The organism is Enterobacter sp. 198 (assembly GCF_009025585.1).
Lineage (GTDB): Bacteria > Pseudomonadota > Gammaproteobacteria > Enterobacterales > Enterobacteriaceae > Enterobacter > Enterobacter ludwigii.
Genome location: NZ_WCIM01000023.1, coordinates 215917 through 242085, shown reverse-complemented (window position 1 = coordinate 242085; position 26169 = coordinate 215917). Strand labels below are relative to the sequence as shown.

Below are 26169 nucleotides of genomic sequence, written 5' to 3'. Positions count from 1 at the left end.
TAAAAAAGGCGACCGAAGTCGCCTTTTTGGATCAAGAACTCATCTCAACTTATTTGGAGATGTGAGCGATCAGGTCCAGTACTTTGTTAGAGTAGCCGGTTTCGTTGTCGTACCAGGAAACCAGTTTCACGAAGTTGTCGTTCAGTGCGATACCTGCTTTAGCATCGAACACGGAAGTGCACACTTCGCCGTTGAAATCGGTAGATACAACGTCGTCTTCGGTGTAGCCCAGAACGCCTTTCATTGCGCCTTCGGAAGCAGCTTTGATTGCTTTCTTAATTTCTTCATAAGAAGCAGCTTTTTCCAGACGAACGGTCAGGTCAACAACGGATACGTTAGGAGTTGGAACGCGGAACGCCATACCAGTCAGTTTGCCATTCAGTTCTGGCAGTACTTTACCTACAGCTTTAGCTGCACCGGTAGAGGATGGGATGATGTTCTGAGCCGCGCCACGGCCGCCACGCCAGTCTTTGTGAGACGGGCCGTCAACAGTTTTCTGAGTCGCGGTGGTCGCGTGAACGGTAGTCATCAGACCTTCGACGATGCCGAAGTTGTCGTTGATTACTTTAGCCAGCGGTGCCAGGCAGTTGGTGGTGCAGGATGCGTTAGAAACGATGTCCTGGCCAGCGTAAGTTTCGAAGTTTGCACCACGAACGAACATTGGGGTGTTGTCTTTAGAAGGACCGGTCAGAACAACTTTTTTCGCACCCGCGGTGATGTGTTTACGCGCAGTTTCGTCGGTCAGGAAGATACCGGTAGCTTCAGCTACAACATCAACACCGATTTCGTTCCATTTCAGGTTAGCTGGGTCTTTCTCAGCAGTAACGCGGATGGTTTTGCCATTAACAACCAGGTGGCCGTCTTTCACTTCAACGGTGCCGTCGAAACGACCGTGAGTTGAGTCGTACTTCAGCATGTACGCCATGTATTCAGCGTCCAGGAGATCGTTGATACCAACGATTTCGATGTCAGAACGTTTCTGAGCAGCACGGAAAACAATACGGCCGATACGGCCAAAACCGTTGATACCTACTTTGATAGTCATATATTCCACCAGCTATTTGTTAGTGAATAAAAGGTTGCCTGTAAAATTACAAAAACCTTACGCAGCGTCAAGCGGAATCGTGTCAATCATTGCGACAAATCAATCCTGTGACTAACGTTTGTGCGACTGACTCGCCTCACTTTCCCTTTGAGCTAGCAACCACATGGGGGCTGCGCGCGGCATTTTAAAGTCCTCGCAGGATAAAAATGTGAACATGATCACAATTGCCTGACCGCCTTTTCGCGACACATAAGTTTAGAACAAAAGTGCACGCAAGGGTGTTAATGTTTTGTTAGAATCCGGGTTAAAAGGTGTCTGTTTCTACAGCGAGATGTAAGCATATGTCGAACCAACGTAACCCTGACGATTTGAAAAAAAACCTCACCGAAATGCAGTTTTACGTGACGCAAAATCACGGAACCGAACCGCCTTTTACCGGCCGTTTACTGCACAACAAGCGCGACGGTGTCTACCACTGTCTGGTATGTGACGCCCCGTTGTTCAATTCCCAAACGAAGTTCGATTCTGGCTGTGGCTGGCCAAGCTTTTATGAGCCGGTCAGCGACGATGCGATCCGCTACCTGAGCGACACGTCGCACGGCATGGTGCGTACTGAAATTCGTTGCGGAACCTGTGATGCCCACCTTGGACACGTCTTCCCGGATGGCCCTCAACCGACGGGTGAGCGTTTCTGTGTGAATTCAGCGTCGATGAGCTTCACCGATGATGAAAACGGTGACCAGATAAAAGGTTGAAAAAACGATTCAGCAAATTATTCCTTTGAAAGGGAGAGATCGTGAATATTGATGACATGATTAGCGGTATGACGCCGGAGGTGTATCAGCGCCTGGTGACTGCTGTTGAACTGGGAAAATGGCCGGACGGTGTCGCGCTCACGCCGGAGCAAAAAGAGAACAGTCTGCAACTGGTGATGCTCTGGCAGGCGCGTAACAATACCGACGCGCAACACATGACTATCGACACTCAAGGCCAGATGGTGATGAAGAGCAAGCGCGAGCTGAAAGAGGACTTTGGTATCACGCCAAAGCCGATCGCGACGATAAAAATGCAGTAACGGTGGGCGGCAGTCCTGCCAGCGCCCTCTCTCTGGAGAGAGGGCGTGCTTACCTTACTCTTTGGGTTTAATTCCCAGCGACTCCGCCAGCTGTTTCGCTAACTGGTTATTGTCATCCGCGCCGTACTCCCAGAACATCGCCCCGGCGAGACCTTTCTCCTTGATGTAATCCGCTTTGATGGCGACGGAACGCGGGTTCTCATAGGAAAGGGCAAACAGCGCCTTGCCGTCCGCCGCATTCACTGAAAGCCACGGCACTTGCGCCCGTTCGTCCCAGTGTTCGGTAAAACGCTTCTGCGGATCGTTTAAGAGCTTTTTCACAATATCGTTGTACTTCACATACGTATCTTTGGTCAGGTCGTAACCCAGTGACGCGAACAAGCCGGTTTCCTGAGGCCCAAAGTAGGGCTGGGTCACCGGATGGTTTTGCGCATCGGGTTTTGTCCAGTCAATACCGGGCTCCACGGCGCGTTTCGGCACGCGGCCGTAAAAACCAATCCCGAGGTTCATCTGCTGCGGCTTCAGCCCGGCCGCCAGATAGTTGTTCACCACAAAATCCACGCTGTATTTATCTGCGGCGGCCACCGTTGGCCAGTCGCTGGAGTCATACAGATTGGCGTTGAAATACTGTGTGCCATACGCCATGTCGTAGGTCATCAGGTTGATGTAGTCGAGCAGCGGGGCAATGGCCTTCACATCCACCCAGCTTTTCGGACTTTCTGCATTTGCCCCCACCGCGATGGTGACCAGTTTTTTATGGCCGAAGGCGGCGCGCAATTCTTTCAGCAGTGCGGTGAAGTTATCGCGATCGGCTGGCGTGCTGGCCACCAGTCCCCATGCGCCATTTACCGGGTATTCCCAGTCAAGATCGATGCCGTCGAGTGCATATTTTTCGACAATCTCCTGAGCCGAGCGGATAAACACCGCACGGCTCTCTTGGGTCGCGGCTGCGCCGGAGAAGCCACGCGCACCCCATCCGCCCACGGAGAGCAGCACTTTCAGGTTTGGATTTTGCTTACGCAGCGTCGGGATTAGCGCCAGATCGGCGGCGACTTTTGGCGACAGCCAGATCTGATGAAGTTTCGCCGGATCTTTCAGCGCAGCATGGGTTTCGTCTTTCTCATCGTTATAGACCAGACCAAATGAGTAGTTCAGGTGGGTAATCTGACGAACGTCGAGCGTATTGATATCGCCACCGGGACCGGCGGTGACATCGCCACCGCCATTAAAATATCCCACAGACATCAGGGGAGTGGCGGAAGCAACTGACGCGCAAAGCAGGGGTAATGCTGCCAGCAAAGGCAAACGTTTCATACAAGTTCCTCTTTGACTTAACAAAAATAACCACGCCACGGAAAAGGCGTGGCGAAAAAACAGCCTGAAGAGAATAGCATTGCCGCTTCGCTGGTGATGCGAGGGAGTTCACTTTATGGGGAATGAGACGGGGCGTGCCGGGCAGCACTGTGGCTTGCCCGGCGAGAAGGTCAGGCGTGCGTTTCCAGCCAGTCTTCCAGGGTATACAGGGTGGCGCCTTCCGCGGCCATATCCATAAACGCCTGTGCGCTGTCCTGCGGTTGAATATTCACCCCGCGACAGCCATCGGTGATGACGCTGACGGTATAGCCTAGCTGGAGAGCGTCCAGCACGGTGAACTTCACGCAGTAATCCGTCGCCAGACCCAGCACAATCAGTTCGGTGATTTCGTGATGGCGTAACCACCCGTCCAGCGCCGTTTTCTGGCGATGTCCGTTATCAAAGAAGGCGCTGTAGCTGTCGATAGACGGGTTTTCCCCTTTATGAAACACCGCGTCGATGGCCTTCTGATTCAGCAGCGGATGCAGCTGCGCACCTTCCGTCTGTTGCACGCAGTGATCCGGCCAGAAGGTTTGTGCCAGGCCGTCAAGTTCACCCTGAGTGAAAGGCTCAACGCCGTGCTGGCTGGCAAAACTGCCGTGGTCAGCCGGGTGCCAGTCCTGGCTTGCGACAACCGCCTCACCCCGCGTTTTGCACCACTCAATCAGCGTATTCGCCACGTCTACGGTGCTGTCACCTTCAGCGACGGCCAGTGCGCCGCCCGCACAGAAATCATTTTGCAAATCGACCAGTAACAGGGCGCGTTGCGTCATGGTGCCTCCTTATTCGTCCGGCGTCAGTTCGCCGCGCAGGTTTTGCATCATCGCGCTGCGGATGGACTGAATGTCCAGATCCTGACTCAGTAAATAGTGAAGTTTAGTCAGCGTGGCTTCAACGGTCATGTCGAATCCGCTGATAACGCCTGCATGCGCGAGGGCGTTACCGGTGGCGTAACCGCCCATATTGACTTTACCGGACATGCATTGCGTCAGGTTAACCACCACGATCCCGCGCTCGCTCGCTTCCTGCAGCTCTTTCAGGAACTCGCCGTTCTGCGGGGCATTGCCCACGCCGTAAGAGCGCAGGATCAGCGCTTTCACCGGCTGGCGCAGGAAGTTACGCACCACATCTGCAGAGATACCCGGGTAAATCGTTACCACGCCAATCGGTTGCGGCGTGATCGGATGAACAATCAGTTCGCCCGCCGTGCTCGGCGCAGGCGGGGTGCCCAGACGACGAATATGGATGCCCGCCTCCAGCAGCGGCTGCAGGTTCGGTGAGGCGAAAGCGTCAAAACCATCGGCGTGCGCCTTCGTGGTCCGGTTGCCGCGATACAGTCGGTTGTTGAAGAACAGCGACACTTCGTTAATCGGGTAATTCGCTGCCACATACAGAGAGTTGAGCAGGTTGATCTGCCCGTCAGAACGCAGCTCCGCCAGCGGAATTTGCGAGCCGGTGACGATGACGGGCTTACCCAGATTCTCCAGCATGAAGGAGAGTGCCGAGGCGGTAAACGCCATTGTGTCGGTACCATGCAGGATCACAAAGCCGTCGTACTGGTCGTAATGGGCTTTAATGTCGTCCGCGATATGCTGCCAGTCTTCCGGCGTCATATCGGAGGAGTCCATCAGCGGCTCGTATTCGTGGATGGTGAAGTCAGGCATTTCCGGACGGTGGAATTCAGGCATCAGCGCGAGCTGGCGCTGAAGGTGGCCGGAGACCGGGATATAGCCGTTTTCAGAGCGCTGCATACCGATGGTACCGCCAGTGTAGGCTACATAAATCGATTTCTTCTGCATGGTAGTGAGTTCTTGTTCTTCAAAAGAAAAAAATCCCCTCTTCACGGGAAGAGGGGACGGTGTTTAACGGACGTTTGCACAGGTCAGACAAAACGCGTAACGGCTTTGTGGATCGTTAAAGGCCGCCAGTTTGTCGCTTTCCGCTTTCATTGCTTTAGCCGCCGTCGCGACTGGCGCAGGCAGATACGCCTGCAGCGCCTCAGGCAGCATGGCACGCACGGAGCCGGACATGCTGTTCATCACCAGGTCAAAGAACGACGGCTCGTCCTGGTAATACTCAACGTGCCACTGCTTGAGCTTCGCCAGTTCGGCGGCTTTCTTCACCGCGTCATCAAAGTCGCCCAGGCTGTCTACCAGACCATTATTCTTCGCATCCTGGCCGGTCCAGACGTGGCCCTGCGCAATGTCGTCGATCTGTTGCGGTGTCTTTTTACGGGACTCTGCCACCAGCGTAATAAAGCGCTTGTAGCCGTTCTCGATACTGAGCTGCATCATCTCAGAGACTTCAGGCGGCAGCGATTTGGTGACCGACACATCCGCCAGCGGTGAAGTGGCAACGCCATCGGTATGGACGCCCAGATAATCCAGGCTGTTTTCCACGGTGTTAATCACCCCAAAGATGCCAATCGAGCCGGTCAGCGTGCTCGGGTTGGCGACGATGTAGTTAGCCGGGGTTGAAATCCAGTAACCGCCCGATGCTGCCATTCCGCCCATCGACACCACTACCGGCTTGCCAGCTGCACGTGCCGCGGCAAGTTCAGCGCGGATCACTTCAGAAGCGCTGACGCTGCCGCCAGGGCTGTTTACGCGCAGTACAATCGCCTTCACTTTCGGATCAAGGCGAGCATCACGGATTTGCGATGCGGTGGTATCGCCGCCCACGTTACCCGGCGTTTCCTCGCCGTCCATGATGGCACCATTAGCAAAGACCACCGCGACGCTGTCACCGCTGTCATCCGGCTTTTTGGTCGCATAATCGTACATGCTGATAGCGCTGAAGTTTTTATCCTCTTTGCTCCAGCCAAACTGTTTGCTCAGTGATTTTTCGATATCCGCGCTGGTGCCCAGCGCATCGACCAGTTTGTTATCCAGCGCATATTTTGCGGTATCACCATCAACCTTGCGCAGGCCTTCCAGCACGCCCTGCGCGCCAGGGAACACCTGTTCAGCGGTTATCTGGCGGTTAGCGGCCACGGTACTCAGATAGTTCTGCCACAGCTCACCAATCCAGCGGCTGTCCGCTTCACGGGCCGCAGGGGACATATCATCACGAATAAACGGCTCCACGGCGGATTTATAGGTTCCGACGCGGAAGACGTGGGTGGTGACTTTCAGTTTGTCGAGCAGCGATTTGTAATACAGACCGTTAGTGGCAAAGCCATGCAGATCGACCGTACCCTGCGGGGAGAGCCAGATTTTATTGGCGAAGCTGGCCAGATAATACTGCCCCTGGCTGTAGCTGTCCCCGACCGCAATCACCGGCTTGCCGCTGTCGCGGAATTCGCGCAACGCTTTACCAATATATTGCATTGAAGGCTGGTCGCCGCCGGCAAAATCTTTCAGATCCAGCACGATGCCGGTAATGTTGCGGTCATCTTTTGCCTGACGAATGGTATCGACGATATCGAACAGGGAGTTTTCCTGAAGACGGTCTGATGTCGCGCCAAACAGCTGACGGCCAATAACGCCCAGACGATTGCTGGTGGACGGCTTATCGACGATGACGCCCGTGATATCAAGTAACAGCGCCCCGCGAGTCGAATGCTGCGCCTGATTTGCGTTGCTGATATGCATCCAGACGCCTGCGCAAACCAGAACCAGGAGGATGAAGAAGATATTCATCACCAGGTTGCGGACGAAGTTGAGCAGTCGCCACGTCCATTTAAAGAAACCGGCAATGATTCGCCAAAGGGTTCGCATGTATTCTCCCTAACCAGAAAATGACTGTTTCCGTCGCCACGGGACGGCAATGTGCGGTTATCGTAATGACCCAACCGTCACTTGTCAGCAGGAATCGCCTGCTACGCTGTAACAAAATCTGCCGCCGTGTTAATTTTGTGAGTAAATTTCAAGAAAGGAGTTAACCAATGGACGCACTTGAACTGCTTGTTAACCGCCGTAGCGCTTCACGTCTCACCGAGCCGGCGCCGGCAGGGGAGCAACTGGAGAATATTCTGCGTGCCGGCCTGCGTGCACCGGATCATGGTACGCTGCAGCCGTGGCACTTCTTTGTGATTGAAGGTGAAGGCCGCGATCGTTTCAGTCAGATACTGGAGCAGGGGGCGGTTGCCGCAGGTCAGGATGAGAAGGGTATTGAGAAAGCCCGCAGTGCGCCATTCCGTGCGCCGATGATCATCGCTGTCGTGGCGAAATGTCAGGCCGACCACAAAGTGCCGGTCTGGGAGCAGGAAATGTCTGCCGGCTGTGCCGTCATGGCAATGCAAATGGCCGCCGTGGCACAAGGGTTTAACGGTATCTGGCGCACAGGGCCGCTGACCAACAGCCAGCCGGTTCGCGACGGATTCGCCTGTGGTGAACATGATAAAATTGTCGGCTTCCTCTATCTCGGCACGCCTCAGCTTAAAGCCTCCGCCACCATTAATGTGCCGGACACCACGCCTTTCGTCAGCCGTTTCTGATAACGCGCGCTAAACTGTCTGGATTCTGAGCATCTGCCGCAGAATTCAGACAGTCATACTTACCTCTTTATGGAATGAGCGCTACCATAGCGCGATTGAGATGACAGGAGACGTCCATGAGCGAGCAAACCATTCGTTTAACGCAATACAGCCACGGAGCCGGTTGCGGTTGTAAAATTTCCCCGAAAGTGCTGGAGACCATTCTCCACAGTGAACAGGCGAAGTTTGTCGACCCGAACCTGCTTGTCGGTAACGAAACGCGTGACGATGCGGCAGTTTATGACCTGGGTAACGGCACCAGCATTATCAGTACCACCGACTTCTTTATGCCGATTGTCGACAACCCGTTCGATTTCGGGCGTATTGCGGCCACCAACGCCATCAGCGATATTTTCGCCATGGGGGGCAAACCGATTATGGCGATTGCCATTCTGGGCTGGCCGATCAACACCCTTGCCCCTGAAATTGCCCGTGAGGTGATTGAAGGGGGACGTTTTGCCTGCCAGCAGGCGGGGATCGCGCTGGCCGGGGGGCATTCTATCGATGCGCCGGAGCCGATCTTCGGTCTCGCGGTCACGGGCGTGGTGCCCACCGAGCGCGTGAAACGCAACAGCACCGCGCAGGCGGGCTGCAAGCTGTTCCTCACCAAACCGCTGGGCATTGGTGTCCTCACTACTGCGGAGAAAAAATCGCTGCTGAAGTCGGAACACCAGGGGCTGGCAACCGAGGTCATGTGCCAGATGAACCTCGCGGGTGCGGCCTTTGCGAATATCGATGGCGTGAAAGCCATGACCGACGTGACCGGTTTTGGCCTTCTCGGACACCTCTCCGAAGTGTGTCAGGGCGCGGGCGTACAGGCGCAGGTCTGGTATCAGGACGTGCCGAAGCTGCCGGGTGTGGAGGAATACATTGCAGCGGGCGCCGTTCCGGGCGGTACCCAGCGTAACTTTGCCAGCTATGGTCATCTGATGGGCGAAATGCCTGAAGCGTGGCGCAATCTGCTGTGCGATCCGCAAACGTCCGGTGGTTTGCTGCTGGCGGTCACGCCAGACGCTGAAGCCGACGTTCAGGCGACGGCCGCAGAGTATGGTATTACCCTGACGGCGATCGGTGAACTGGTGACCGCGCGCGGTGGCCGACCGATGATTGAGATCCGTTAATTCAATGCGGTTGTTTATTGCCGAAAAGCCGAGCCTGGCCCGTGCCATTGCCGATGTGCTGCCGAAGCCGCATCGCAAGGGCGACGGCTTTATCGAATGCGGTAACGGGCAGGTGGTCACCTGGTGTATCGGTCACCTGCTTGAGCAGGCGCAGCCGGATGTCTACGACAGCCGCTATGCCCGCTGGAACCTCAATGACCTGCCCATCGTCCCTGAAAAATGGCGCCTGCAGCCACGGCCTTCCGTCACCAAACAGCTCAACGTGATTAAACGTTTTTTGCATGACGCGACGGAAGTCATCCACGCGGGTGACCCGGACAGGGAAGGGCAACTGCTGGTGGATGAGGTGCTGGACTATCTGGAGCTGGCGCCGGAAAAACGCCAGCAGGTCCAGCGCTGCCTGATTAACGACCTCAATCCGCAGGCCGTGGAGCGGGCCATTTCACGTCTGCGTGCGAACAGCGAGTTTATTCCGCTGTGCGTTTCCGCGCTGGCCCGCGCTCGTGCGGACTGGCTTTACGGGATCAACATGACCCGCGCCTACACCATTCTGGGGCGTAATGCCGGTTATCAGGGCGTCCTCTCCGTCGGGCGTGTGCAAACGCCGGTGCTGGGGCTGGTGGTGCGTCGTGACGAAGAGATTGAGAATTTCGTCGCCAAAGATTTCTTTGAGGTTAAAGCGCATATCGTCACGCCGAAAGACGAGCGCTTTACCGCCGTCTGGCAGCCAAGCGATGCCTGCGAATCGTATCAGGATGAAGAGGGGCGGTTGCTGCACCGTCCGCTGGCGGAGCACGTGGTCAACCGGATTACCGGTCAGCCTGCTATTGTCACCAGCTATAACGATAAACGGGAATCAGAACCCGCGCCGCTGCCGTTCTCGCTTTCCGCGCTGCAGATTGAAGCGGCGAAACGCTTCGGTCTGAGCGCGCAGAACGTCCTTGATATCTGCCAGAAGCTCTACGAAACCCACAAACTCATTACCTATCCGCGTTCGGACAGCCGGTATTTGCCAGAAGAGCACTTTGCCGGCCGTCACTCGGTGATGAACGCCATTGCCGTTCACGCGCCGGATCTGCTGCCGCAACCGGTTGTGAATCCGGACATTCATAACCGCTGCTGGGACGATAAAAAGGTGGATGCCCACCATGCGATTATCCCGACGGCGCGCGCCAGCAACGTTAACCTCACGGAAAACGAAGCGAAGGTGTATAACCTGGTGGCTCGTCAGTATCTGATGCAGTTCTGCCCGGACGCCGTGTTCCGCAAATGCGTGATTGAGCTGGAAATTGCCAAGGGGAAATTTATCGCCAAGGCGCGTTTCCTGGCGGAGGCTGGCTGGCGCACGCTGCTTGGCAACAAAGAGCGTGACGAAGAGAATGACGGCACGCCGCTGCCGATGGTTGCCAAAGATGACGAACTGCTGTGTGAGAAAGGCGAAGTGGTTGAACGCCAGACCCAACCGCCGCGCCACTTCACCGATGCGACACTGCTCTCGGCAATGACCGGGATCGCCCGTTTTGTTCAGGATAAGGATCTGAAGAAGATCTTGCGTGCTACCGACGGACTGGGCACGGAAGCGACCCGTGCGGGCATTATCGAGCTGCTGTTTAAGCGCGGTTTTCTGGAGAAAAAAGGGCGCTATATCCACTCGACTGAACCGGGGCGCGCATTGATCCACTCACTGCCTGAGCTGGCCGCAAGGCCGGACATGACGGCACACTGGGAATCTGTGCTGACGCAAATCAGTGAAAAGCAGTGTCGCTATCAGGACTTTATGCAGCCGCTGGTGGGGACCTTGTACGAGCTGATTAACCAGGCGCGTAATACGCCGGTGAAGCAGTTCCGGGGGATGGTTGCACCGGGTGGTGCGCCGAAGAAACCGTTCAAAAAGAAAAAAAGCGCAGCCTGATGTGCTTTCGGTTGTCGCCCTCTCCCGACGGGAAAGGGCGACAGCGTGCTTAGATAACCCCTTGCCCCATCATCGCATCCGCGACCTTCACGAACCCGGCGATATTTGCTCCGCGCACGTAGTTGGTTTGCGATGCCTCACCGCCGTACTCGACGCAGGCGTGGTGAATATCCAGCATAATGTGGTGCAGACGCGCATCCACTTTCTCTGCCTTCCAGCCGAGGCGCGCGGCGTTTTGCGCCATCTCCAGGCCAGAGGTCGCCACGCCACCGGCGTTCGCGGCTTTGCCCGGCGCAAACAGCACGCCAGCCTCAAGGAACAGATCGGTCGCTTCGATGGTGGTTGGCATATTCGCCCCTTCGGCCACGGCCTTCACGCCGTTGGTAATCAGGGTACGTGCGGCCTCGGTATCCAGTTCGTTCTGGGTCGCACATGGCAGGGCGATATCGACCGGCACGCCCCACGGCTGTTTGCCTTCGAGCCAGGTCAGACCAAATTCACGGGCATAATCCGCCAGACGGCCGTCGCGGCTGGCTTTAATGTCGCACAGGCGTGCCAGCTTCTCGGCCGTAAAACCGGCTTCATCCACCACGGTACCGCGTGAATCTGACGCGGTAACCACGCGGGCACCAAACTGCATTGCTTTCTCAATGGCGTACTGGGCCACGTTACCGGAGCCGGACACCGCCACGCGCATACCTTCAAATCCTAAGCCGTGGCGCTTCAGCATCGCCTCGGTAAAATAGACCAGCCCGTAGCCGGTGGCTTCCGGACGGATCAGGCTGCCGCCAAAGGAGAGCCCTTTGCCCGTAAAGACACAGGCGCTATTATTCGAAAGCTTTTTCATCATGCCGGCCATAAAGCCCACTTCACGCGCACCGACGCCGATATCGCCCGCCGGAACGTCAGTATCGGGACCAAGATGACGATAGAGTTCGGTCATCAGCGCCTGACAGAAACGCATCACTTCGCCTTCGCTTTTGCCTTTCGGATCGAAATCACTGCCGCCTTTCCCGCCGCCCATTGGCAGGGTCGTAAGGGCGTTTTTAAACGTCTGCTCAAAGCCGAGGAATTTTAAAATCGACAGATTCACGGAAGGGTGGAAACGCATCCCGCCCTTAAACGGGCCGATGGCGGAATTAAACTGCACGCGCCACGCGCGGTTAACCTGGACCTGATTACGGTCATCTACCCAGGTCACGCGAAACTGGATCACGCGCTCCGGCTCCACGAGGCGCTCAAGCAGTGACATCTGGCGATAACGCGGGTTTTCTTCAAGGAACGGCCACAACGTGGTCATGACTTCACGTACGGCCTGCGCAAACTCACTTTGATGCGGGTCGCGCTGTTGAACATAAGAGAGGAAAGTTTCCAGAGAGCGTGTCTGATCCATAGATATAAGAACCCCTTATATTATTTTATGTATATTGCTTATACGAATTGTGTTGTTTTTTTGACTATACCATCCGTACCGCTTTGTGAAGCAAGCAGAAATGCATGCCGAAAGGGAAATTAATCAGCGGGGCTGCGTCATAACCAAAAGCGATGACGAGATAAATTAAAGGTTCTGCGCCGGTTTACCGTTATAGTCTTTATCAGGGCACAACAGGAAGATAAGTCTATGAACCGTTACGTGATAGCCGCGTTATGTTTGATGTTTACCGCAGGCGCGCAGGCAGACCGCATTCGCCCGGATGTGGACGTGAATGTGCCGCCGGAGGTGTTCAGCTCCAGCGGCCAGCGAGCGCAGCCGTGTAACCAGTGCTGCATCTATCAGGATCAGAACTATTCGGAAGGGGCAGTGGTAAAAGCGGACGGCATTCTGTTGCAGTGCCAGCGTGATGAACGCACCATTAGCACGAATCCGCTGGTCTGGCGTCGCGTAAAACAATAAACGCCTCCAGCAGTGGGATGTCCGCAGGCGCTAAGTTGAAACCAAATGCGTCTTCAGGCGTACACCACGCCAGTGCACTGTGGTAATGCGCCGTCAGCGCGCCGCTGAACGCCGGAACGTGCCAGGCGTGAAGGTTGATTAACCGCTGTGACACCTCACGCTGATGGCTTGCCACATACTCACCAGGCTGCGCGTGGATGCCGAGCTCTTCGTGAAGCTCCCGGACAAGCGCCTCGGGCTGCGTCTCACCGGCTTCTACTTTTCCGCCTGCGAATTCCCACATGCCCGGCTGGTCGGCATGAGCCGGACGCTGGGCCAGTAAAATTTTGTTGTCTTTTTCGATGATTGCCGCAACGACATCGACTGTTTTTAGCATGGTCGTCAATACTTGTTAGCGAAAAACACCATATTATCGTGCCCTTTCTAAGAGTCCAGCCATCAGGAGAATCAGGTGAAAGAGACGTCCACCTGGGTAGATCCCATCGCCACCCTTCCGGTCAGCATAAAACCGATTGCCGCCATGCAGAAAAAACACTTTGGTGCCGTGCTTAACCCCACGCGCTGGTGGGGAAGGATGCCACGTCTTTTCTGGCTGGTGGCATTGTTCGTCGGTTTTCTCGAACGTCGTCACGCGCGCCTGTCGCCGGTGCTCCGTTCGCTGTTAATGACCCGGGTATCGCAGCTTTGTCACTGCGCTTTTTGTATCGATGCCAACAGTTTGCGCCTGGCGGAGCGCTCGGGCGCATTGGATAAGGTTCAGGCCGTCAACGCGTGGCGTGATTCCGCTCTTTTTAGCGAAGAGGAGCGTGCAGCGCTGGCCTATGCCGAGGCTGTCACCGCGACGCCGCCCCGTGTGAATGACGAAATCAAAAGTGAGATCAAACGCCATTTCAGCGAGGACGCGATCGCCGAAATGACGGCGCTGATTGCGTTTCAGAATCTCTCTGCACGCTTTAATGCCGCGCTGGACATCCCGGCGCAGGGGTTATGTGCCACGTTTAAAGAGGATCCCCATGCTTGATCGTCATCTGCACCCGCGGATTAAACCCACGCTCAACCGACTGGTGTCAGTACTGGATAAGCCGGGGATCACGCCTGACGGATTAACCCTGACCGGGTTTGCCATAGGCGTTCCGGCCTTACCGTTTCTGGCCCTCGGCTGGTATCCGGCGGCGCTCGTCGCCATCGTGCTGAATCGCCTGCTGGATGGTCTGGACGGTGCGCTGGCGCGCCGGCGCGGGCTGACGGATGCGGGAGGCTTTCTTGATATCGCCCTCGATTTTCTGTTTTACGCGCTGGTTCCCTTCGGATTCGCGCTGGCGGCCCCCGCAGAGAATGCGCTTGCAGCTGGCTGGCTGTTGTTTGCCTTTATCGGTACCGGGAGCAGTTTTCTGGCATTTGCCGCGCTGGCAGCGAAACACAACATCGATAACCCCGGCTACGCGCATAAGTCGTTTTACTATATTGGTGGGTTAACGGAGGGGACGGAGACGATCGCGCTGTTTGTGCTGTGCTGCCTCTTTCCAGCGCACTTCAGCGTGCTGGCGTGGATATTTGGCGCGTTGTGCTGGCTGACCACCACAACGCGCATCTGGAGTGGGTATGTGACGCTGAAGTCACTTATCCGTTAGCGTGAACTTTCTGGCCCGCGTTTTCCGCTGGAGACGGGGTTCTGTGGATGACTGCTCCACTCGTACCAGCCGCCGTCATAGACGGCGACATTTTTCCAGCCCATCGCCCGTGCGTACATAAACGTCTCGGACGCACGCCAGCCGGTGCCGCAGTAAAACGCGACGTGCTGTTCCGGCAGGATGTTCCAGGTTTTCCACATGGCGGCGATGTCGTCAGCGCTGCGCATGGTGCCATCCGGATTATGGAAATCTTCCATATGAGTGGCGTCGCTACCGGCATGCCCCCAGCGGGCACCGGCAATCTCACCTTTTGGCTTAATGTAGCTGTAGCCGCTGGTTTCGCCGATGAACTCCGGCCAGGAACGAATGCTGACCAGCGACGCGTCCTGGCGATGCAGCATCCCGCGTGCTTGCGCCATATCCACCATCAACTGCGGCTGGCCAGGGATCGGTGCACCAAAATCGGGGGCGGGCTTCACGTCTTTGGGCATTCCCCGTTCAACCGGCAGACCCGCGTCAGACCAGGCTTTCCAGCCGCCATCAAGAATGCGGACGTCCTTCACGCCCGCATACAGCATGATCTGCGCCACGCGGGCGGCGGCATATACGTCACGGCCATACAGAATGACGGTCGTATCGTGACGGATCCCGTGCTTCGCCAGCATCGCTTTTAGCGTGTCGTCAGAAACTTTATTCCACAGCGGTTCGCTTTCCACTTCGTTGGTATCAATGTAGCCGGCACCGGGAATATGGTTCAGCAGATAAAACTTCGGCGCACCCCATGCGGCTTCAATGACTTTCCAGTCGCCCGTCGGCGCGGCAGTGACGGGGTTACCCTGCTGAAGCTGGTGGATCCACTCCGGGTAGACGAGTTGTTCAAAGTGCGGCAAACGCTGCAGACGCTCAGGTACCTGCAGGGCATCGTTGAGCACGGAAATCTGGTGGTAGCCGGCTTTTTCCAGCCGCGCTTTGACCGCCTGATTATCGGCGTCGCGGCCGTAGAGCGCGATCGTCATGGCCGGCGTAAGCTGGTGCTGTCTGGCCCAGACGGCAATCTGGTCATCGCTCATCGCGCCAAGCCAGGAGGCGGAAAGGTTAAGTGCGGCGGGCTCATGCCCGGAGGGCGCGCTCAGCGTTTGCGGCCAGCCGTTGTAAAACGCGCTGGCGCGGGTGTCGATCACCGCGCCGTGTTGTGCCTGAAGTTGAGACAGCGTCATGGCGTGCGGCATATCAGCAGCCAGAGAGGAAAATGAAGCGAGGCCGCACAGCATGGCCAGCGCGGTCAGTTGAGAAACACGTTTCATCGAATAACCTGACGTCAGTAAAAGAGGGGGGCATTGTCGTCTCTCCTGAAAGGTAAAACATTGCGTTAGCACATTATTGCCAGCGAGAAATCTCAATCACTTCGCCGCCCGGGGGCATGTCTTCGTCGTCATGCGTGACCAGAACCACCGGAATATTGCGTGCGCGGGTAGTGTCAAATACCCATGCCCGAAACGAGGCGCGTAACGCATTATCGAGACGGCTGAACGGTTCATCCAGCAGTAACGCCTGCGGCTCTGCAAGCAGGGCACGCAGCAGACTGACCCGGGCACGTTCGCCGCCGGAAAGGGTCGCCGGATCGCTGGCGTAATACCCGGCAAGCCCGGCAGAACCGAGCGCCTGCTCGACCGCTTCCCGCCGTGCTCGTCCGACAATCCGTTCAGGTAATGCCAGCAGCAAATTTTGTCCGACGCTGAAATGGTCAAACAGCAGGGCATCCTGAAAGAGGATCCCCAACCCGCGGGCCTCCACGGGCAGTCCGTCGCAGCGACGTTCATCAAGCCACAGTTCGCCCTGAGCCTCGAAGTCGTCTGACAGTGCGCCCACCATCCAGGCAAAAAGGGTTGATTTTCCGCTGCCGGAAGGGCCCATCAGCGTGACTATTTCGCCGCGTGGCACACAAAAATTGACCTCGCGGAAAAGCGGTTCAATGGTGAGATTGCTGACCTGCAGCATTAACGTAATCCTCGTCGGTAACGGCTTGCGAGCCGGGATAGCAGGGCGGCAAGGCCAAACACGCTCCCCGTGACCAACAGCAACCCCAGCGCCCGGTTAGCCAGAAGCGGAATGCTGCCTCCACTGCTGAGCGCCACGGTTTCAGTGGTCAGCGTCGCAAAACGGCCTGCGCCCAGCCAGAGGGTTGGCATGTATTGCGCCATGCTGACGGAAAACCCGGTCGCGAAAGCCAGCAGCGCCGGGCGTACCAGCAAGGGGCATTTCAGCCAGCAGAAGATTTTTCCCCGCCGCCAGCCGAGCGTTCTGGCGGTAAGGATCAGCCGGGGATCGATCCTCTGCCAGGCTGGCTGGAGGACCAACAACATCCACGGTAAAACCCACAGCAGATGGCTCCATAGCACGGCGGCATAGTGTCCGTCGATACCCAGTCGCAACGCGATAACATATTGTCCGGTAACGAGGGGCAGCGCCGGCAGCGCCAGCGGCAACCACACCCACTGTGTGCCTCGCTGCGGTCCCCACTCAAGCCAGAGAACAATTACCCCCAGCGAAATCAGGCTGGCGAGCAGGCCAAAGGTGAGACTGGCGCCAACCGCACCGATGTCGTCCCGCTGCGCCAGCATGAGCAGCACGACCGCGCAAAGCACCCCGCAGGCGGGCAGAAATCCGCTGAGCAGACGCGCTGGTGGCGCGATAAGCGACATTCGACGGCGTCCGCTCAGATCCGGCAGCGTGCGACGCCAGAGTCTCCATGCGCCGTAACCCAGTGCAGAAAGCGCGGCCAGCAGCAGAAGGAGAAGCAGGCACAGCAGCGTTCCCTTTGTCTGCTGCTGCGCATCGCCCTGACTGAGCCACTGCCACGCCAGTACGGCAAGCGTCGGGGGATTGCCGGGCCCGAGCACCATCGCCACGTCCACTACCGACAGGGACCAGGCCAGCACCGCCAGCATCACCGCGCCAAGAGCCGGCGCGATCGTCGGAAGGATGAGCCAGTTCAGCGCCTGAAAACGCCCGTAGCCGAAGGTATGCAGCACGACCTTTTGCTGCGCAAGGCGTTTTTCCGGCAGGACGGCGTAAAGGGCCCACAGCACAAACGCGCTCTCTTTTACCGCAAGCGTCAGCCCCAGCCCTGCACCGTATCGGTCAAGTGGTGGCGTACAGACGCTACACACCTGATACAACAGGCCCCCTTCGGCAAAAAGCAGTAAAGCGCTGGTGGCAAAGGCCACATGAGGAACGGCGAGCAGCCACGGCAGCCGGCTGCTGAGCCGTCGCCAGCGCTCGCCCGGCCACAGGAGGGCCACGCTCACCAGAGCGATAAACATCGACCCCAGCGTCGCGATAAGCGTTGAGACCAGCGTGGCGACCGTTGCCTGTGGCAGCTGCGGGTCGTTAAGCAGCAACTGCCAGTTGTTCAGCGAGAATGCCGGGGCAAACAGTATGGCGGCGGCGGGAAGCAACGGCATATAGATGACCGCCATCGCCAGCCAGACGAGCCAGCTCAGCGGGTGCCGTAACGACGCAGCCATTCCTGCTCCAGCGCGTTAACCCAGGCAGCGTGCGGCTCGGGAAGCATTTTCGGCAGCCCTGCCGGCGTATGGGCAGCGAGCTGCTTCGCTTCTTTTTCGGGCAGTGTTTTCGCATCCAGTACGCTCGGGTCTCCCCAGATGGCCGGGTCGGCCTTGCGAATTTGCGCCTGCGGTGAAAGGAGGAAATTGGCGACCACCTTCGCACCTGCGCTTGCGCTGGCATTCGACGGAATGGCCACAAAATGGACATTGCCTATCATTCCGTTGTCAAAACCAACGCTGTAGCTGTCGGCAGGCAGTTCACCGCTGGCCACTTTTTGCTGCGCATGTGCCGGGTTAAAGGTCAGGGAGAGATTGAGGCTACCGCTGGCAAGCAAGGTATCCATTCTGGCGGGCGAGGGAGGAAAGTCCTCTCCCTTTCGCCACAGCAGCGGGTGTAATTTGTCCAGGTAGTGCCACAGCGGAGCCGTCACCTGGGCAAAGGTGTTATCAGGGGCTTTTTGCAACGCCTCCGGGTTAGCGGTGAGGGTCAGGAGCAACTGCTCCAGAAATGCCGTACCGGTAAAATCGGGCGGGCGTGGGTAGCTGACTTTGCCCGGATGCTGCTGCGCATACGCCAGTAACACCTGAGGATCGTTTGGGGGCGCAGGCAGGCTTGCGTGGCGGGCAATAAAGGTGAGCTGTGCACCGCCCCACGGGGATTCCGCGCCATCGGTGGGGAGAGCAAAATCCTCCATAACCGGTTTACGGGTATCGACATAGCGCCAGTTGGGCAAGGTCTGCGCCCATCCGGTTTGCAGCAGGTTAGCGGCTTTCAGGGTACGGAAGTTCTCACCGTTGACCCATAAGAGGTCGACTGACCCGTTCGTTTTCCGGCCTGCGGCGGCTTCTGTTTGAATACGTTTGACCGCATCGGCGGCATCCGCCAGTGGGACGATTTTAAGGGTTATGTCGTAATGCGTTTTCATCTCACCGCTTACCCACTCGAGGTAGCGGTTTACCGCCCGATCGCCGCCCCAGGCGTTAAACCAGACGGTCTGGCCTTTGGCTTGTTGTTGGATAGCCTGCCAGTTGTCCGCTGCAAACAGCGGGGCTGCCAGCAGCAGACCGCTCAGAAACGTGCAAAAACGCACACGGCGCATAATGCCTCACTTTTTTGATGAAGGGGTAAAACGGGAAAACAGCCAGCGCGTCGCCAGCGGCAATAACCCCAGTAGTGTAAAGGCGAATATCAGTCCCGGCGATAAAATATCGCGAAGCGAATTCACTTTCCCCAGCGCGCGTCCGGCGTTCAGAAAGATAATGGTTGCAGGCAGCATGGCGACCTGGCTCACCCACCAGTAGCGACTGACCGCAATACGGGTCAGCCCCATGAGCAGATTCACCAGAAAAAACGGGAACAAGGGCATCAGACGCAGGGCAAAAAGATACCCTGCACCGTCCCGCGCCATACCGGCGTTCACCGTATTCATCTGCGATGTGAATCGCCGCTGTACCCAGTCGCGCAGCAGATAACGGCTGGCAAGCATCGCCAGCGTGGCGCCGAGGGTAGAAGCAAACGAGACCAGTAGGGTGCCTTCCCACAGCGCAAACAGCGCTCCCGCCAGCAGCGTCAGTATCGCCGCACCGGGTATCGACAGGGCGGAGACCAACACGTAGAGGGCGAAAAAGAAAAACGCGCTTTGCCACGGTGCCTGTTCCACGTGCGAGAGGAGCGACTGCTGGTGCGTTTTGATGGTTTCCAGGGAGAGCGTCCCCGGCGGAAGAAAGACGAAGGTCAGAACAAATGCGCCCAGAAGGGCGCACATCAGGAGTATTTTTTGCGTGTTCACACGAGGTTACAGTTTGAATTTCGCCCAGACCGGCGCATGGTCAGACGGTTTTTCCATGCTGCGGATATCGTAGTCGATGCCGGTTTCGATGCAGCGTTCCGCCAGCGGCGGGCTGGCCAGCAGCAGGTCAATACGCAGACCGCGGTTGTCATCAAAGCCTTTTGAGCGGTAGTCAAACCACGAGAAGCGATCCTGCGTTTCCGGGTTGGCGGTGCGGAAAGTATCAACCAGACCCCAGCCGAGCAGGCGTTCCATCCACTCGCGTTCTTCCGGCAGGAAAGAACATTTACCGGTACGCAACCAGCGTTTGCGGTTCTCTTCTCCAATGCCGATATCGAGATCGGTCGGGCTGATATTCATGTCGCCCATGATCAGCACCGGATTCTCTTTTTTCAGTTCGGTGGTCAGGTAATCCTGCAGATCCTGGTAAAACTTTGCTTTGGCCGGGAATTTTGTCTCATGGTCGCGGCTCTCACCCTGCGGGAAATACCCGTTAATCACCGTGATATTGCCGAGTGGTGAAGGAATTTCCGCCATGATGATGCGACGCTGCGCTTCGCCATCATCGCCCGGGAAGCCACGACGTACGGAAACCGGCGTCTCTTTGGTCAGCAGCGCCACGCCATAGTGACCTTTCTGTCCGTGATAGAAGACGTTGTAACCGAGCTTCGCCACCTCTTCGAGGGGGAACATATCGTCGTGAACTTTTGTCTCCTGCAGGCCGATCACATCTGGCTGATGTTGCTCAACAATTGCTTCAAGCTGGTGAGGGCGGGCACGCAGGCCGTTGATATTAAAAGAGACAAATTTCATAGTCGCTGCCAATGCAAGGTGAATAGTGCATGGATGGTAGCAGAATTTGCGTCAACTGTTACGGGGTTCGACCAATAACTGCGACAGATCATGCCAACGGTGCAATATTTGCACCATTCTGACGCGCATTGCCCCCCAACAGGGCGTAAAGAACCGATAAATTTCGCGAGCGATCACAATTCCAGAATTATATTTGGCTTCTGCATACTCTTTCTTATTTTCGTGCGGCAAAGCGCCGCTTGCCGTAAAAATATTCACTTTTTATGCAATAACAGTGAATAACTCCATATCGTAACTTATTGATATTCTGTAACCCTAACCCGTTTATGCATTTTTATCGCTGGCTGGCACGAAGGCTGCAATCTACATTCACAATGCAAACACTCAATTATTTAACATCTAAATAACCTTTTATTTACCGGATGAGGTCGCTATGTCTCTGTCAATTACGCGTGAAAATTTCGATGAATGGATGATGCCGGTTTACGCTCCGGCGGCTTTTATTCCGGTACGGGGGGAAGGCTCACGCCTGTGGGATCAACAGGGCAAAGAGTATATCGACTTTGCAGGCGGGATTGCGGTAAACGCTCTGGGTCACGCGCACCCGGCACTGCGCCAGGCGTTGAACGACCAGGCGGCGAAGTTCTGGCATACCGGTAACGGTTTTACCAACGAGCCCGCTCTGCGACTGGCGAAAAAGCTGATCGACGCAACGTTTGCCGAAAAAGTCTTTTTCTGTAACTCAGGTGCGGAAGCAAACGAAGCGGCCCTGAAGCTGGCACGCAAATATGCACACGATAAATTCGGCGTTCATAAGAGCGGCATTGTGGCGTTTAAAAACGCGTTCCACGGCCGCACGCTCTTTACCGTCAGCGCTGGCGGTCAGCCGTCATACTCGCAGGATTTTGCGCCACTGCCGCCGGATATTCGTCACGGCGTGTATAACGATCTGCAGTCCGCCAGCGAGCTTATCAACGACACCACCTGTGCGGTGATCGTCGAGCCTATGCAGGGTGAGGGCGGGGTCCTTCCGGCACAAAAAGCGTTCCTGCAGGGGCTGCGTGAGCTGTGCGATCGTCATCATGCGGTGCTGATTTTCGATGAAGTCCAGACGGGGGTGGGGCGTACCGGTGAGCTGTATGCCTATATGCACTACGGCGTAACGCCGGACGTGCTCTCTACGGCGAAAGCGCTGGGCGGTGGCTTCCCGATTGGCGCCATGCTGACCACTGATAAATTCGCCAGCGTAATGACCGTGGGTACGCATGGTACAACATACGGTGGTAACCCGCTGGCTACCGCCGTGGCCGGACAGGTTCTCGACATCATTAACACGCCGGAAGTGCTCAAGGGCGTTAAACAACGTCATGACTGGTTTGTTGAGCGCCTGAACGCCATCAACAGCAAGACGGGACTGTTTAAAGAGATCCGCGGTCTGGGTCTGTTAATTGGCTGCGAACTCACACCTGAGTTTGCCGGAAAAGCTAAACTTATTTCACAGGAAGCGGCAAAAATGGGCGTGATGGTACTGATTGCCGGTGCCAACGTGGTGCGTTTTGCCCCTGCGCTGATTGTCAGCGAGGAAGAGGTGAGAACCGGTTTAGACCGTTTTGCACTGGCCTGTGAACATGTGAAGTCCGGGGTGTCATCATGATGGTCATCCGTCCCGTTGAGCGCGGCGATATCGCCGGGCTCATGCAGCTTGCCGGTAAGACGGGAGGCGGGCTGACCTCGCTTCCTGCCGATGAAAAAACGCTGTCGGCGCGCATTGAGCGCGCCCTGCAAACCTGGCAGGGGACGTTGCCAAAAAGCGAACAGGGTTATGTGTTCGTTCTCGAAGATACCGACACCGGTACCGTGGCCGGCATTTGCGCAATCGAAGTGGCCGTCGGGCTTAACGACCCGTGGTACAACTACCGTGTCGGTACGATGGTTCACGCCTCAAAAGAGCTGAACGTCTATAACGCGCTGCCCACGCTTTTTCTCTGTAATGACCACACGGGAGCCAGCGAGCTTTGCACGCTGTTCCTCGATCCTGCGTGGCGAAAAGAGGGCAACGGTTATCTGCTCTCCAAGTCGCGCTTCATGTTTATGGCCGCGTTCCGCGATCGTTTTAACGAAAAGGTCGTCGCCGAGATGCGCGGCGTAATCGACGACACCGGCTATTCACCTTTCTGGGAGAGTCTCGGCGAGCGCTTCTTCTCGATGGAGTTCAGCCGCGCGGACTATCTGTGCGGCACCGGGCAGAAAGCGTTTATCGCCGAACTGATGCCGAAACACCCCATCTATACCCATTTCTTAAGCCCCCAGGCGCAGGCGGTGATTGGCGAAGTGCACCCGCAAACCGCGCCGGCCCGGGCGGTGCTGGAAAAAGAGGGTTTCCGCTACCGTAACTATGTGGACATCTTTGACGGCGGACCCACCCTGGAGTGCGATATCGACCGCGTGCGCGCGATCCGTAAAAGCCGGCTGGTTGAGGTTTCCGAAGGCCAGCCTGCACCGGGTGAGTGGCCAGCATGTCTGGTGGCTAACGAGCAGTACAACAATTTCCGCGCCATGCTGGTGCGAACCAACCCGAAAAGTGAACGTCTGGTGCTGACGGCCGCGCAACTGGATGCCCTGAAATGTAACGCCGGCGACACGGTTCGCCTGGTGCGTCTCTGCCCTGAGGAGAAAACAGCATGACTTTATGGATCAACGGTGACTGGGTCACGGGCGAAGGCGAGCCGCGCATAAAGACCAATCCGGTCGGACAAGAAGTGCTCTGGAAGGGAAATGACGCCAGCGCCGGGCAGGTCGAACAGGCCTGTCACGCCGCCCGTCGCGCCTTCCCGGGATGGGCGAAACAACCGTTCTCCGTACGTCAGGGAATTGTCGAGAAATTTGCATCACTGCTGGAGGCCAATAAAGCCGAATTGACGCGCGTTATCGCTCAGGAAACCAGCAAGCCGCGCTGGGAGGCGGCCACGGAAGTGACGGCGATGATCAATAAAATCGCCATTTCGGTGAAGGCGTACCATACCCGGACCGGCGAGCAACATACCGATATGCCTGACGGCGCGGCCACGCTGCGCCACCGTCCGCACGGCGTGCTGGCGGTATTTGGCCCCTATAACTTCCCGGGGCATCTGCCGAACGGGCATATCGTGCCCGCGCTGCTGGCGGGCAATAGCGTGATTTTCAAGCCGAGTGAGTTAACGCCACTGACCGGTGAGGTGGTGGTGAAGCTCTGGGAACAGGCTGGTCTGCCGCACGGGGTGCTCAATCTGGTGCAGGGGGGACGTGAAACCGGCCAGGCGCTGAGTGCGTTGAGTGATATCGACGGCCTGCTGTTTACCGGCAGCGCCGGAACGGGCTACCAACTGCATCGCCAGCTGGCGGGGCAGCCGGAAAAAATTCTCGCGCTGGAGATGGGTGGTAACAACCCGCTGATCGTTGAAGATCCTGATGATATCGACGCGGCGGTGCATTTGACCCTCCAGTCAGCGTTTATTACCGCCGGACAGCGCTGCACCTGCGCGCGTCGTCTGCTGGTGAAACGGGGTGCACAGGGCGACGCCTTCCTCGCGCGGCTGGTGGAAATCAGCGCGCGTCTGGTGCCTGCGCAGTGGGATGCCGACCCACAGCCGTTTATTGGGGGGCTGATTTCCGAGCAGGCCGCGCTGAACGTGCTGAAAGCCTGGCAGGATCACGTGGCGCGCGGTGCGAAAACCCTGCTTGAGCCAAAGCAAATCAAGCCCGGAACATCGCTCCTGACGCCGGGCATTGTTGAGATGAGTGGCGCACGCAACGTGCCGGATGAAGAGGTCTTTGGCCCGCTGCTCTGCGTCTGGCGTTATGACGATTTTGACAGTGCCATTGAGATGGCCAATCACACCCGCTATGGCCTGTCGAGCGGTCTGATTTCCCCGCATCGTGAGAAATTTGATCAGCTGCTGCTCGAAGCACGCGCCGGGATCGTGAACTGGAATAAACCGCTTACCGGTGCGGCGAGTACGGCACCGTTTGGCGGGGTAGGCGCTTCGGGTAACCACCGCGCCAGCGCATGGTATGCCGCAGATTACTGCGCGTGGCCGATGGCGAGCCTGGAAACGCCTGCGCTGACGCTGCCGGAAACGCTGAGTCCGGGGCTGGATTTTACTCAGGGGGATCGTCATGAAAGCGCGTGAAGTTAACTTTGACGGGCTGGTGGGGCTGACGCACCACTATGCTGGCCTCTCGTTTGGTAATGAAGCCTCGACGAAGCACCGTTTTCAGGTCTCCAACCCGAAACTGGCAGCGAAGCAGGGGCTGCTGAAAATGAAAGCTCTGTCGGATGCCGGTTTCCCGCAGGCGGTGATCCCGCCGCAGGAGCGTCCGAACGTGGCGGTGTTACGTCAGCTCGGCTTTAGCGGCAGCGATGAGCAGGTTATCGAAAAAGCGGGTACGCAGACGCCGCACCTGCTTTCAGCGGCGAGCTCTGCCTCGTCGATGTGGGTGGCAAACGCTGCTACCGTTGCACCGTCGGCCGATACGCTGGATGGCAAAGTGCATTTAACGGTGGCGAACCTGAATAACAAATTCCACCGTGCTACCGAAGCGGAGACGACCGAGCGCGTACTGCGTGCGATTTTCCGTGATGAGGCCCACTTTGAGGTTCATCAGGCGTTGCCACAGGTGGCCATGTTCGGGGATGAAGGAGCGGCAAACCATAACCGTCTTGGGGGGGATTATGGCGATCCCGGCGTACAGCTGTTCATTTACGGGCGAGAAGAGGGCGGCCATTCGGCGCCTGTCCGTTATCCCGCCCGCCAGACGCTGGCGGCAAGCCAGGCCGTCGTGCGGCTGAACCAGGTGAATCCCTCACAGGTGATTTTTGCTCAGCAGAACCCGCAGGTGATTGACCAGGGGGTTTTCCACAATGACGTCATTGCCGTCTCTAACCGCCAGGTGCTGTTCTGCCATGAGCAGGCGTTTGCCCATCAGGAGAAGCTGCTCGCTACGCTGCATGAGCGGGTGCCGGGATTTATGCCGATTCAGGTGCCGACCCAGGCGGTCAGCGTGCAGGATGCGGTTGAAACTTACCTCTTTAATAGCCAGCTGTTGAGCCGTGAGGACGGCAGCATGATGCTGGTGCTGCCGCAAGAGTCGCAGGACCATAAAGGGGTGTGGCGTTATCTGTCTGAACTGGTGAAAGCCGATAACCCGATCGATGAATTGCGCGTCTTTGACCTGCGCGAAAGCATGGCCAACGGCGGCGGTCCGGCCTGTTTACGCCTGCGCGTAGTGCTGACGCAGAACGAAATGCAGGCTGTTAATCCAGCCGTGATGATGAATGAGACGCTGTTTAACTCCCTGAATGACTGGGTGGATCGTTACTATCGCGACAGATTAACGCAGGCCGATCTGGTCGACCCTCAGCTACTGCGTGAAGGGCGTGAGGCACTGGACGCGTTAACAACAATCCTGCAGTTGGGAACGGTTTATCCGTTCCAGCGCTAAAGGAGTGG

25 protein-coding genes are annotated in these 26169 nt (G+C 57.1%); 12 read left to right on the top strand and 13 right to left on the bottom strand.

Annotation, left to right across the window (positions count from 1 at the left end; all coding sequences use genetic code 11):
* Positions 1 to 49 precede the first annotated feature (49 nt).
* A complete protein-coding gene (gene gapA / locus F8561_RS15800; RefSeq protein WP_020884442.1) occupies positions 50 to 1045 on the bottom strand; it encodes a glyceraldehyde-3-phosphate dehydrogenase in 996 nt (331 codons plus the stop codon).
* Positions 1046 to 1386: 341 nt separating this feature from the next.
* On the opposite strand from gapA, the gene msrB reads away from it, so the two are divergent.
* Both msrB and F8561_RS15790 read left to right on the top strand, forming a co-directional pair.
* On the top strand, positions 1387 to 1800 hold the full coding sequence (msrB, locus tag F8561_RS15795) for a peptide-methionine (R)-S-oxide reductase MsrB (RefSeq protein WP_020884441.1): 414 nt from the start codon (positions 1387 to 1389) through the stop codon (positions 1798 to 1800).
* A 56-nt stretch (positions 1801 to 1856) separates the two neighbouring features.
* Complete coding sequence (locus F8561_RS15790; RefSeq protein WP_153852331.1) at positions 1857 to 2120, top strand: YeaC family protein; 264 nt, start codon at positions 1857 to 1859, stop codon at positions 2118 to 2120.
* A 54-nt stretch (positions 2121 to 2174) separates the two neighbouring features.
* On the opposite strand, the gene F8561_RS15785 is transcribed toward F8561_RS15790, so the two are convergent.
* The 4 genes from F8561_RS15785 to sppA form a co-directional block, all read right to left on the bottom strand.
* Positions 2175 to 3434: a glycoside hydrolase family 18 protein gene (locus F8561_RS15785; protein WP_020884440.1), complete on the bottom strand. Its 1260-nt coding sequence runs from the start codon at positions 3432 to 3434 to the stop codon at positions 2175 to 2177.
* A 170-nt stretch (positions 3435 to 3604) separates the two neighbouring features.
* Positions 3605 to 4246, bottom strand: a complete 642-nt coding sequence (gene pncA / locus F8561_RS15780; RefSeq protein WP_020884439.1) for a bifunctional nicotinamidase/pyrazinamidase — start codon at positions 4244 to 4246, stop codon at positions 3605 to 3607.
* Between the two features lie 9 nt (positions 4247 to 4255).
* Positions 4256 to 5272, bottom strand: coding sequence for an asparaginase (ansA, locus tag F8561_RS15775; RefSeq protein ID WP_020884438.1), 1017 nt, complete (start codon positions 5270 to 5272; stop codon positions 4256 to 4258).
* A gap of 63 nt (positions 5273 to 5335) precedes the next feature.
* The gene (sppA, locus tag F8561_RS15770; RefSeq protein WP_014169647.1) at positions 5336 to 7192 is read right to left on the bottom strand and encodes a signal peptide peptidase SppA; all 1857 of its coding nucleotides are present in this window, start codon (positions 7190 to 7192) and stop codon (positions 5336 to 5338) included.
* A gap of 167 nt (positions 7193 to 7359) precedes the next feature.
* On the opposite strand from sppA, the gene F8561_RS15765 reads away from it, so the two are divergent.
* From F8561_RS15765 to F8561_RS15755, 3 genes are all read left to right on the top strand, one after another.
* Positions 7360 to 7911, top strand: a complete 552-nt coding sequence (locus F8561_RS15765) for an NAD(P)H nitroreductase (RefSeq protein ID WP_014169648.1) — start codon at positions 7360 to 7362, stop codon at positions 7909 to 7911.
* A 116-nt stretch (positions 7912 to 8027) separates the two neighbouring features.
* A complete protein-coding gene (gene selD, locus F8561_RS15760; protein WP_151887687.1) occupies positions 8028 to 9071 on the top strand; it encodes a selenide, water dikinase SelD in 1044 nt (347 codons plus the stop codon).
* 4 nt (positions 9072 to 9075) lie between these two features.
* Positions 9076 to 10983: a DNA topoisomerase III gene (locus F8561_RS15755; RefSeq protein WP_151887686.1), complete on the top strand. Its 1908-nt coding sequence runs from the start codon at positions 9076 to 9078 to the stop codon at positions 10981 to 10983.
* A gap of 49 nt (positions 10984 to 11032) precedes the next feature.
* Here the strand turns inward: F8561_RS15755 and gdhA are convergent, their stop codons facing one another.
* Entirely contained in the window at positions 11033 to 12376 is a 1344-nt protein-coding gene (gdhA, locus tag F8561_RS15750) for an NADP-specific glutamate dehydrogenase (RefSeq protein WP_014169652.1), read from the bottom strand.
* Between the two features lie 228 nt (positions 12377 to 12604).
* On the opposite strand from gdhA, the gene F8561_RS15745 reads away from it, so the two are divergent.
* Positions 12605 to 12877 (top strand): YnjH family protein, encoded by a 273-nt coding sequence (locus F8561_RS15745; protein ID WP_014169653.1) that lies wholly within the window; start codon positions 12605 to 12607, stop codon positions 12875 to 12877.
* Here the strand turns inward: F8561_RS15745 and F8561_RS15740 are convergent.
* A complete protein-coding gene (locus F8561_RS15740) occupies positions 12837 to 13253 on the bottom strand; it encodes a pyrimidine (deoxy)nucleoside triphosphate diphosphatase (protein WP_151887685.1) in 417 nt (138 codons plus the stop codon). The genes F8561_RS15745 and F8561_RS15740 overlap by 41 nt on opposite strands.
* Positions 13254 to 13328: 75 nt before the next feature.
* Between F8561_RS15740 and F8561_RS15735 the strand changes: the two genes are divergently transcribed.
* Together F8561_RS15735 and F8561_RS15730 are read left to right on the top strand one after the other, a co-directional pair.
* The gene (locus tag F8561_RS15735) at positions 13329 to 13898 is read left to right on the top strand and encodes a carboxymuconolactone decarboxylase family protein (RefSeq protein ID WP_044868261.1); all 570 of its coding nucleotides are present in this window, start codon (positions 13329 to 13331) and stop codon (positions 13896 to 13898) included.
* Positions 13891 to 14508 carry a CDP-alcohol phosphatidyltransferase family protein gene (locus F8561_RS15730; RefSeq protein ID WP_151887684.1) on the top strand — a complete coding sequence of 206 codons (618 nt, stop codon included), beginning with the start codon at positions 13891 to 13893 and terminating at the stop codon, positions 14506 to 14508. The genes F8561_RS15735 and F8561_RS15730 overlap by 8 nt, the downstream gene beginning before the upstream one ends.
* On the opposite strand, the gene F8561_RS15725 is transcribed toward F8561_RS15730, so the two are convergent.
* The 6 genes from F8561_RS15725 to xthA form a co-directional block, all read right to left on the bottom strand.
* Entirely contained in the window at positions 14505 to 15812 is a 1308-nt protein-coding gene (locus F8561_RS15725; protein WP_151887683.1) for a rhodanese-like domain-containing protein, read from the bottom strand. The genes F8561_RS15730 and F8561_RS15725 overlap by 4 nt on opposite strands.
* Before the next feature lie 73 nt (positions 15813 to 15885).
* On the bottom strand, positions 15886 to 16506 hold the full coding sequence (locus F8561_RS15720) for an ATP-binding cassette domain-containing protein (RefSeq protein WP_151887682.1): 621 nt from the start codon (positions 16504 to 16506) through the stop codon (positions 15886 to 15888).
* Positions 16506 to 18035, bottom strand: a complete 1530-nt coding sequence (locus F8561_RS15715; protein ID WP_151887681.1) for a thiamine ABC transporter permease — start codon at positions 18033 to 18035, stop codon at positions 16506 to 16508. The genes F8561_RS15720 and F8561_RS15715 overlap by 1 nt, the downstream gene beginning before the upstream one ends.
* On the bottom strand, positions 18008 to 19168 hold the full coding sequence (locus F8561_RS15710; RefSeq protein ID WP_410375784.1) for an ABC transporter substrate-binding protein: 1161 nt from the start codon (positions 19166 to 19168) through the stop codon (positions 18008 to 18010). Before F8561_RS15710 ends, F8561_RS15715 begins: the two co-directional genes overlap by 28 nt.
* 15 nt (positions 19169 to 19183) lie before the next feature.
* Positions 19184 to 19867: a TVP38/TMEM64 family protein gene (locus F8561_RS15705; protein WP_073396594.1), complete on the bottom strand. Its 684-nt coding sequence runs from the start codon at positions 19865 to 19867 to the stop codon at positions 19184 to 19186.
* Positions 19868 to 19873: 6 nt separating this feature from the next.
* A complete protein-coding gene (gene xthA, locus F8561_RS15700) occupies positions 19874 to 20680 on the bottom strand; it encodes an exodeoxyribonuclease III (protein WP_020884424.1) in 807 nt (268 codons plus the stop codon).
* Positions 20681 to 21113: 433 nt separating this feature from the next.
* On the opposite strand from xthA, the gene F8561_RS15695 reads away from it, so the two are divergent.
* The 4 genes from F8561_RS15695 to astB are packed head-to-tail and all read left to right on the top strand — an operon-like array spanning position 21114 to position 26161.
* Positions 21114 to 22334: an aspartate aminotransferase family protein gene (locus F8561_RS15695; protein WP_014169663.1), complete on the top strand. Its 1221-nt coding sequence runs from the start codon at positions 21114 to 21116 to the stop codon at positions 22332 to 22334.
* The gene (gene astA / locus F8561_RS15690) at positions 22331 to 23365 is read left to right on the top strand and encodes an arginine N-succinyltransferase (RefSeq protein WP_014169664.1); all 1035 of its coding nucleotides are present in this window, start codon (positions 22331 to 22333) and stop codon (positions 23363 to 23365) included. The genes F8561_RS15695 and astA overlap by 4 nt, the downstream gene beginning before the upstream one ends.
* The gene (gene astD / locus F8561_RS15685; RefSeq protein WP_020884423.1) at positions 23362 to 24849 is read left to right on the top strand and encodes a succinylglutamate-semialdehyde dehydrogenase; all 1488 of its coding nucleotides are present in this window, start codon (positions 23362 to 23364) and stop codon (positions 24847 to 24849) included. Before astA ends, astD begins: the two co-directional genes overlap by 4 nt.
* Positions 24836 to 26161: an N-succinylarginine dihydrolase gene (astB, locus tag F8561_RS15680; RefSeq protein WP_151887679.1), complete on the top strand. Its 1326-nt coding sequence runs from the start codon at positions 24836 to 24838 to the stop codon at positions 26159 to 26161. Before astD ends, astB begins: the two co-directional genes overlap by 14 nt.
* Positions 26162 to 26169 lie beyond the last annotated feature (8 nt).

What these genes read in the sequence shown, in the direction of transcription:
- F8561_RS15725 (WP_151887683.1), bottom strand. Translation starts at nt 15,812, where the DNA reads ATGAAACGTGTTTCTCAACTGACCGCGCTGGCCATGCTGTGCGGCCTC.
- msrB (WP_020884441.1), top strand. Translation starts at nt 1,387, where the DNA reads ATGTCGAACCAACGTAACCCTGACGATTTGAAAAAAAACCTCACCGAA.
- astD (WP_020884423.1), top strand. Translation starts at nt 23,362, where the DNA reads ATGACTTTATGGATCAACGGTGACTGGGTCACGGGCGAAGGCGAGCCG.
- astB (WP_151887679.1), top strand. Translation starts at nt 24,836, where the DNA reads ATGAAAGCGCGTGAAGTTAACTTTGACGGGCTGGTGGGGCTGACGCAC.
- sppA (WP_014169647.1), bottom strand. Translation starts at nt 7,192, where the DNA reads ATGCGAACCCTTTGGCGAATCATTGCCGGTTTCTTTAAATGGACGTGG.
- F8561_RS15740 (WP_151887685.1), bottom strand. Translation starts at nt 13,253, where the DNA reads ATGCTAAAAACAGTCGATGTCGTTGCGGCAATCATCGAAAAAGACAAC.
- pncA (WP_020884439.1), bottom strand. Translation starts at nt 4,246, where the DNA reads ATGACGCAACGCGCCCTGTTACTGGTCGATTTGCAAAATGATTTCTGT.
- F8561_RS15745 (WP_014169653.1), top strand. Translation starts at nt 12,605, where the DNA reads ATGAACCGTTACGTGATAGCCGCGTTATGTTTGATGTTTACCGCAGGC.
- xthA (WP_020884424.1), bottom strand. Translation starts at nt 20,680, where the DNA reads ATGAAATTTGTCTCTTTTAATATCAACGGCCTGCGTGCCCGCCCTCAC.
- F8561_RS15755 (WP_151887686.1), top strand. Translation starts at nt 9,076, where the DNA reads ATGCGGTTGTTTATTGCCGAAAAGCCGAGCCTGGCCCGTGCCATTGCC.
- F8561_RS15720 (WP_151887682.1), bottom strand. Translation starts at nt 16,506, where the DNA reads ATGCTGCAGGTCAGCAATCTCACCATTGAACCGCTTTTCCGCGAGGTC.
- astA (WP_014169664.1), top strand. Translation starts at nt 22,331, where the DNA reads ATGATGGTCATCCGTCCCGTTGAGCGCGGCGATATCGCCGGGCTCATG.
- F8561_RS15695 (WP_014169663.1), top strand. Translation starts at nt 21,114, where the DNA reads ATGTCTCTGTCAATTACGCGTGAAAATTTCGATGAATGGATGATGCCG.
- F8561_RS15765 (WP_014169648.1), top strand. Translation starts at nt 7,360, where the DNA reads ATGGACGCACTTGAACTGCTTGTTAACCGCCGTAGCGCTTCACGTCTC.
- gdhA (WP_014169652.1), bottom strand. Translation starts at nt 12,376, where the DNA reads ATGGATCAGACACGCTCTCTGGAAACTTTCCTCTCTTATGTTCAACAG.
- F8561_RS15790 (WP_153852331.1), top strand. Translation starts at nt 1,857, where the DNA reads ATGATTAGCGGTATGACGCCGGAGGTGTATCAGCGCCTGGTGACTGCT.
- F8561_RS15785 (WP_020884440.1), bottom strand. Translation starts at nt 3,434, where the DNA reads ATGAAACGTTTGCCTTTGCTGGCAGCATTACCCCTGCTTTGCGCGTCA.
- F8561_RS15715 (WP_151887681.1), bottom strand. Translation starts at nt 18,035, where the DNA reads ATGGCTGCGTCGTTACGGCACCCGCTGAGCTGGCTCGTCTGGCTGGCG.
- F8561_RS15730 (WP_151887684.1), top strand. Translation starts at nt 13,891, where the DNA reads ATGCTTGATCGTCATCTGCACCCGCGGATTAAACCCACGCTCAACCGA.
- ansA (WP_020884438.1), bottom strand. Translation starts at nt 5,272, where the DNA reads ATGCAGAAGAAATCGATTTATGTAGCCTACACTGGCGGTACCATCGGT.
- gapA (WP_020884442.1), bottom strand. Translation starts at nt 1,045, where the DNA reads ATGACTATCAAAGTAGGTATCAACGGTTTTGGCCGTATCGGCCGTATT.
- selD (WP_151887687.1), top strand. Translation starts at nt 8,028, where the DNA reads ATGAGCGAGCAAACCATTCGTTTAACGCAATACAGCCACGGAGCCGGT.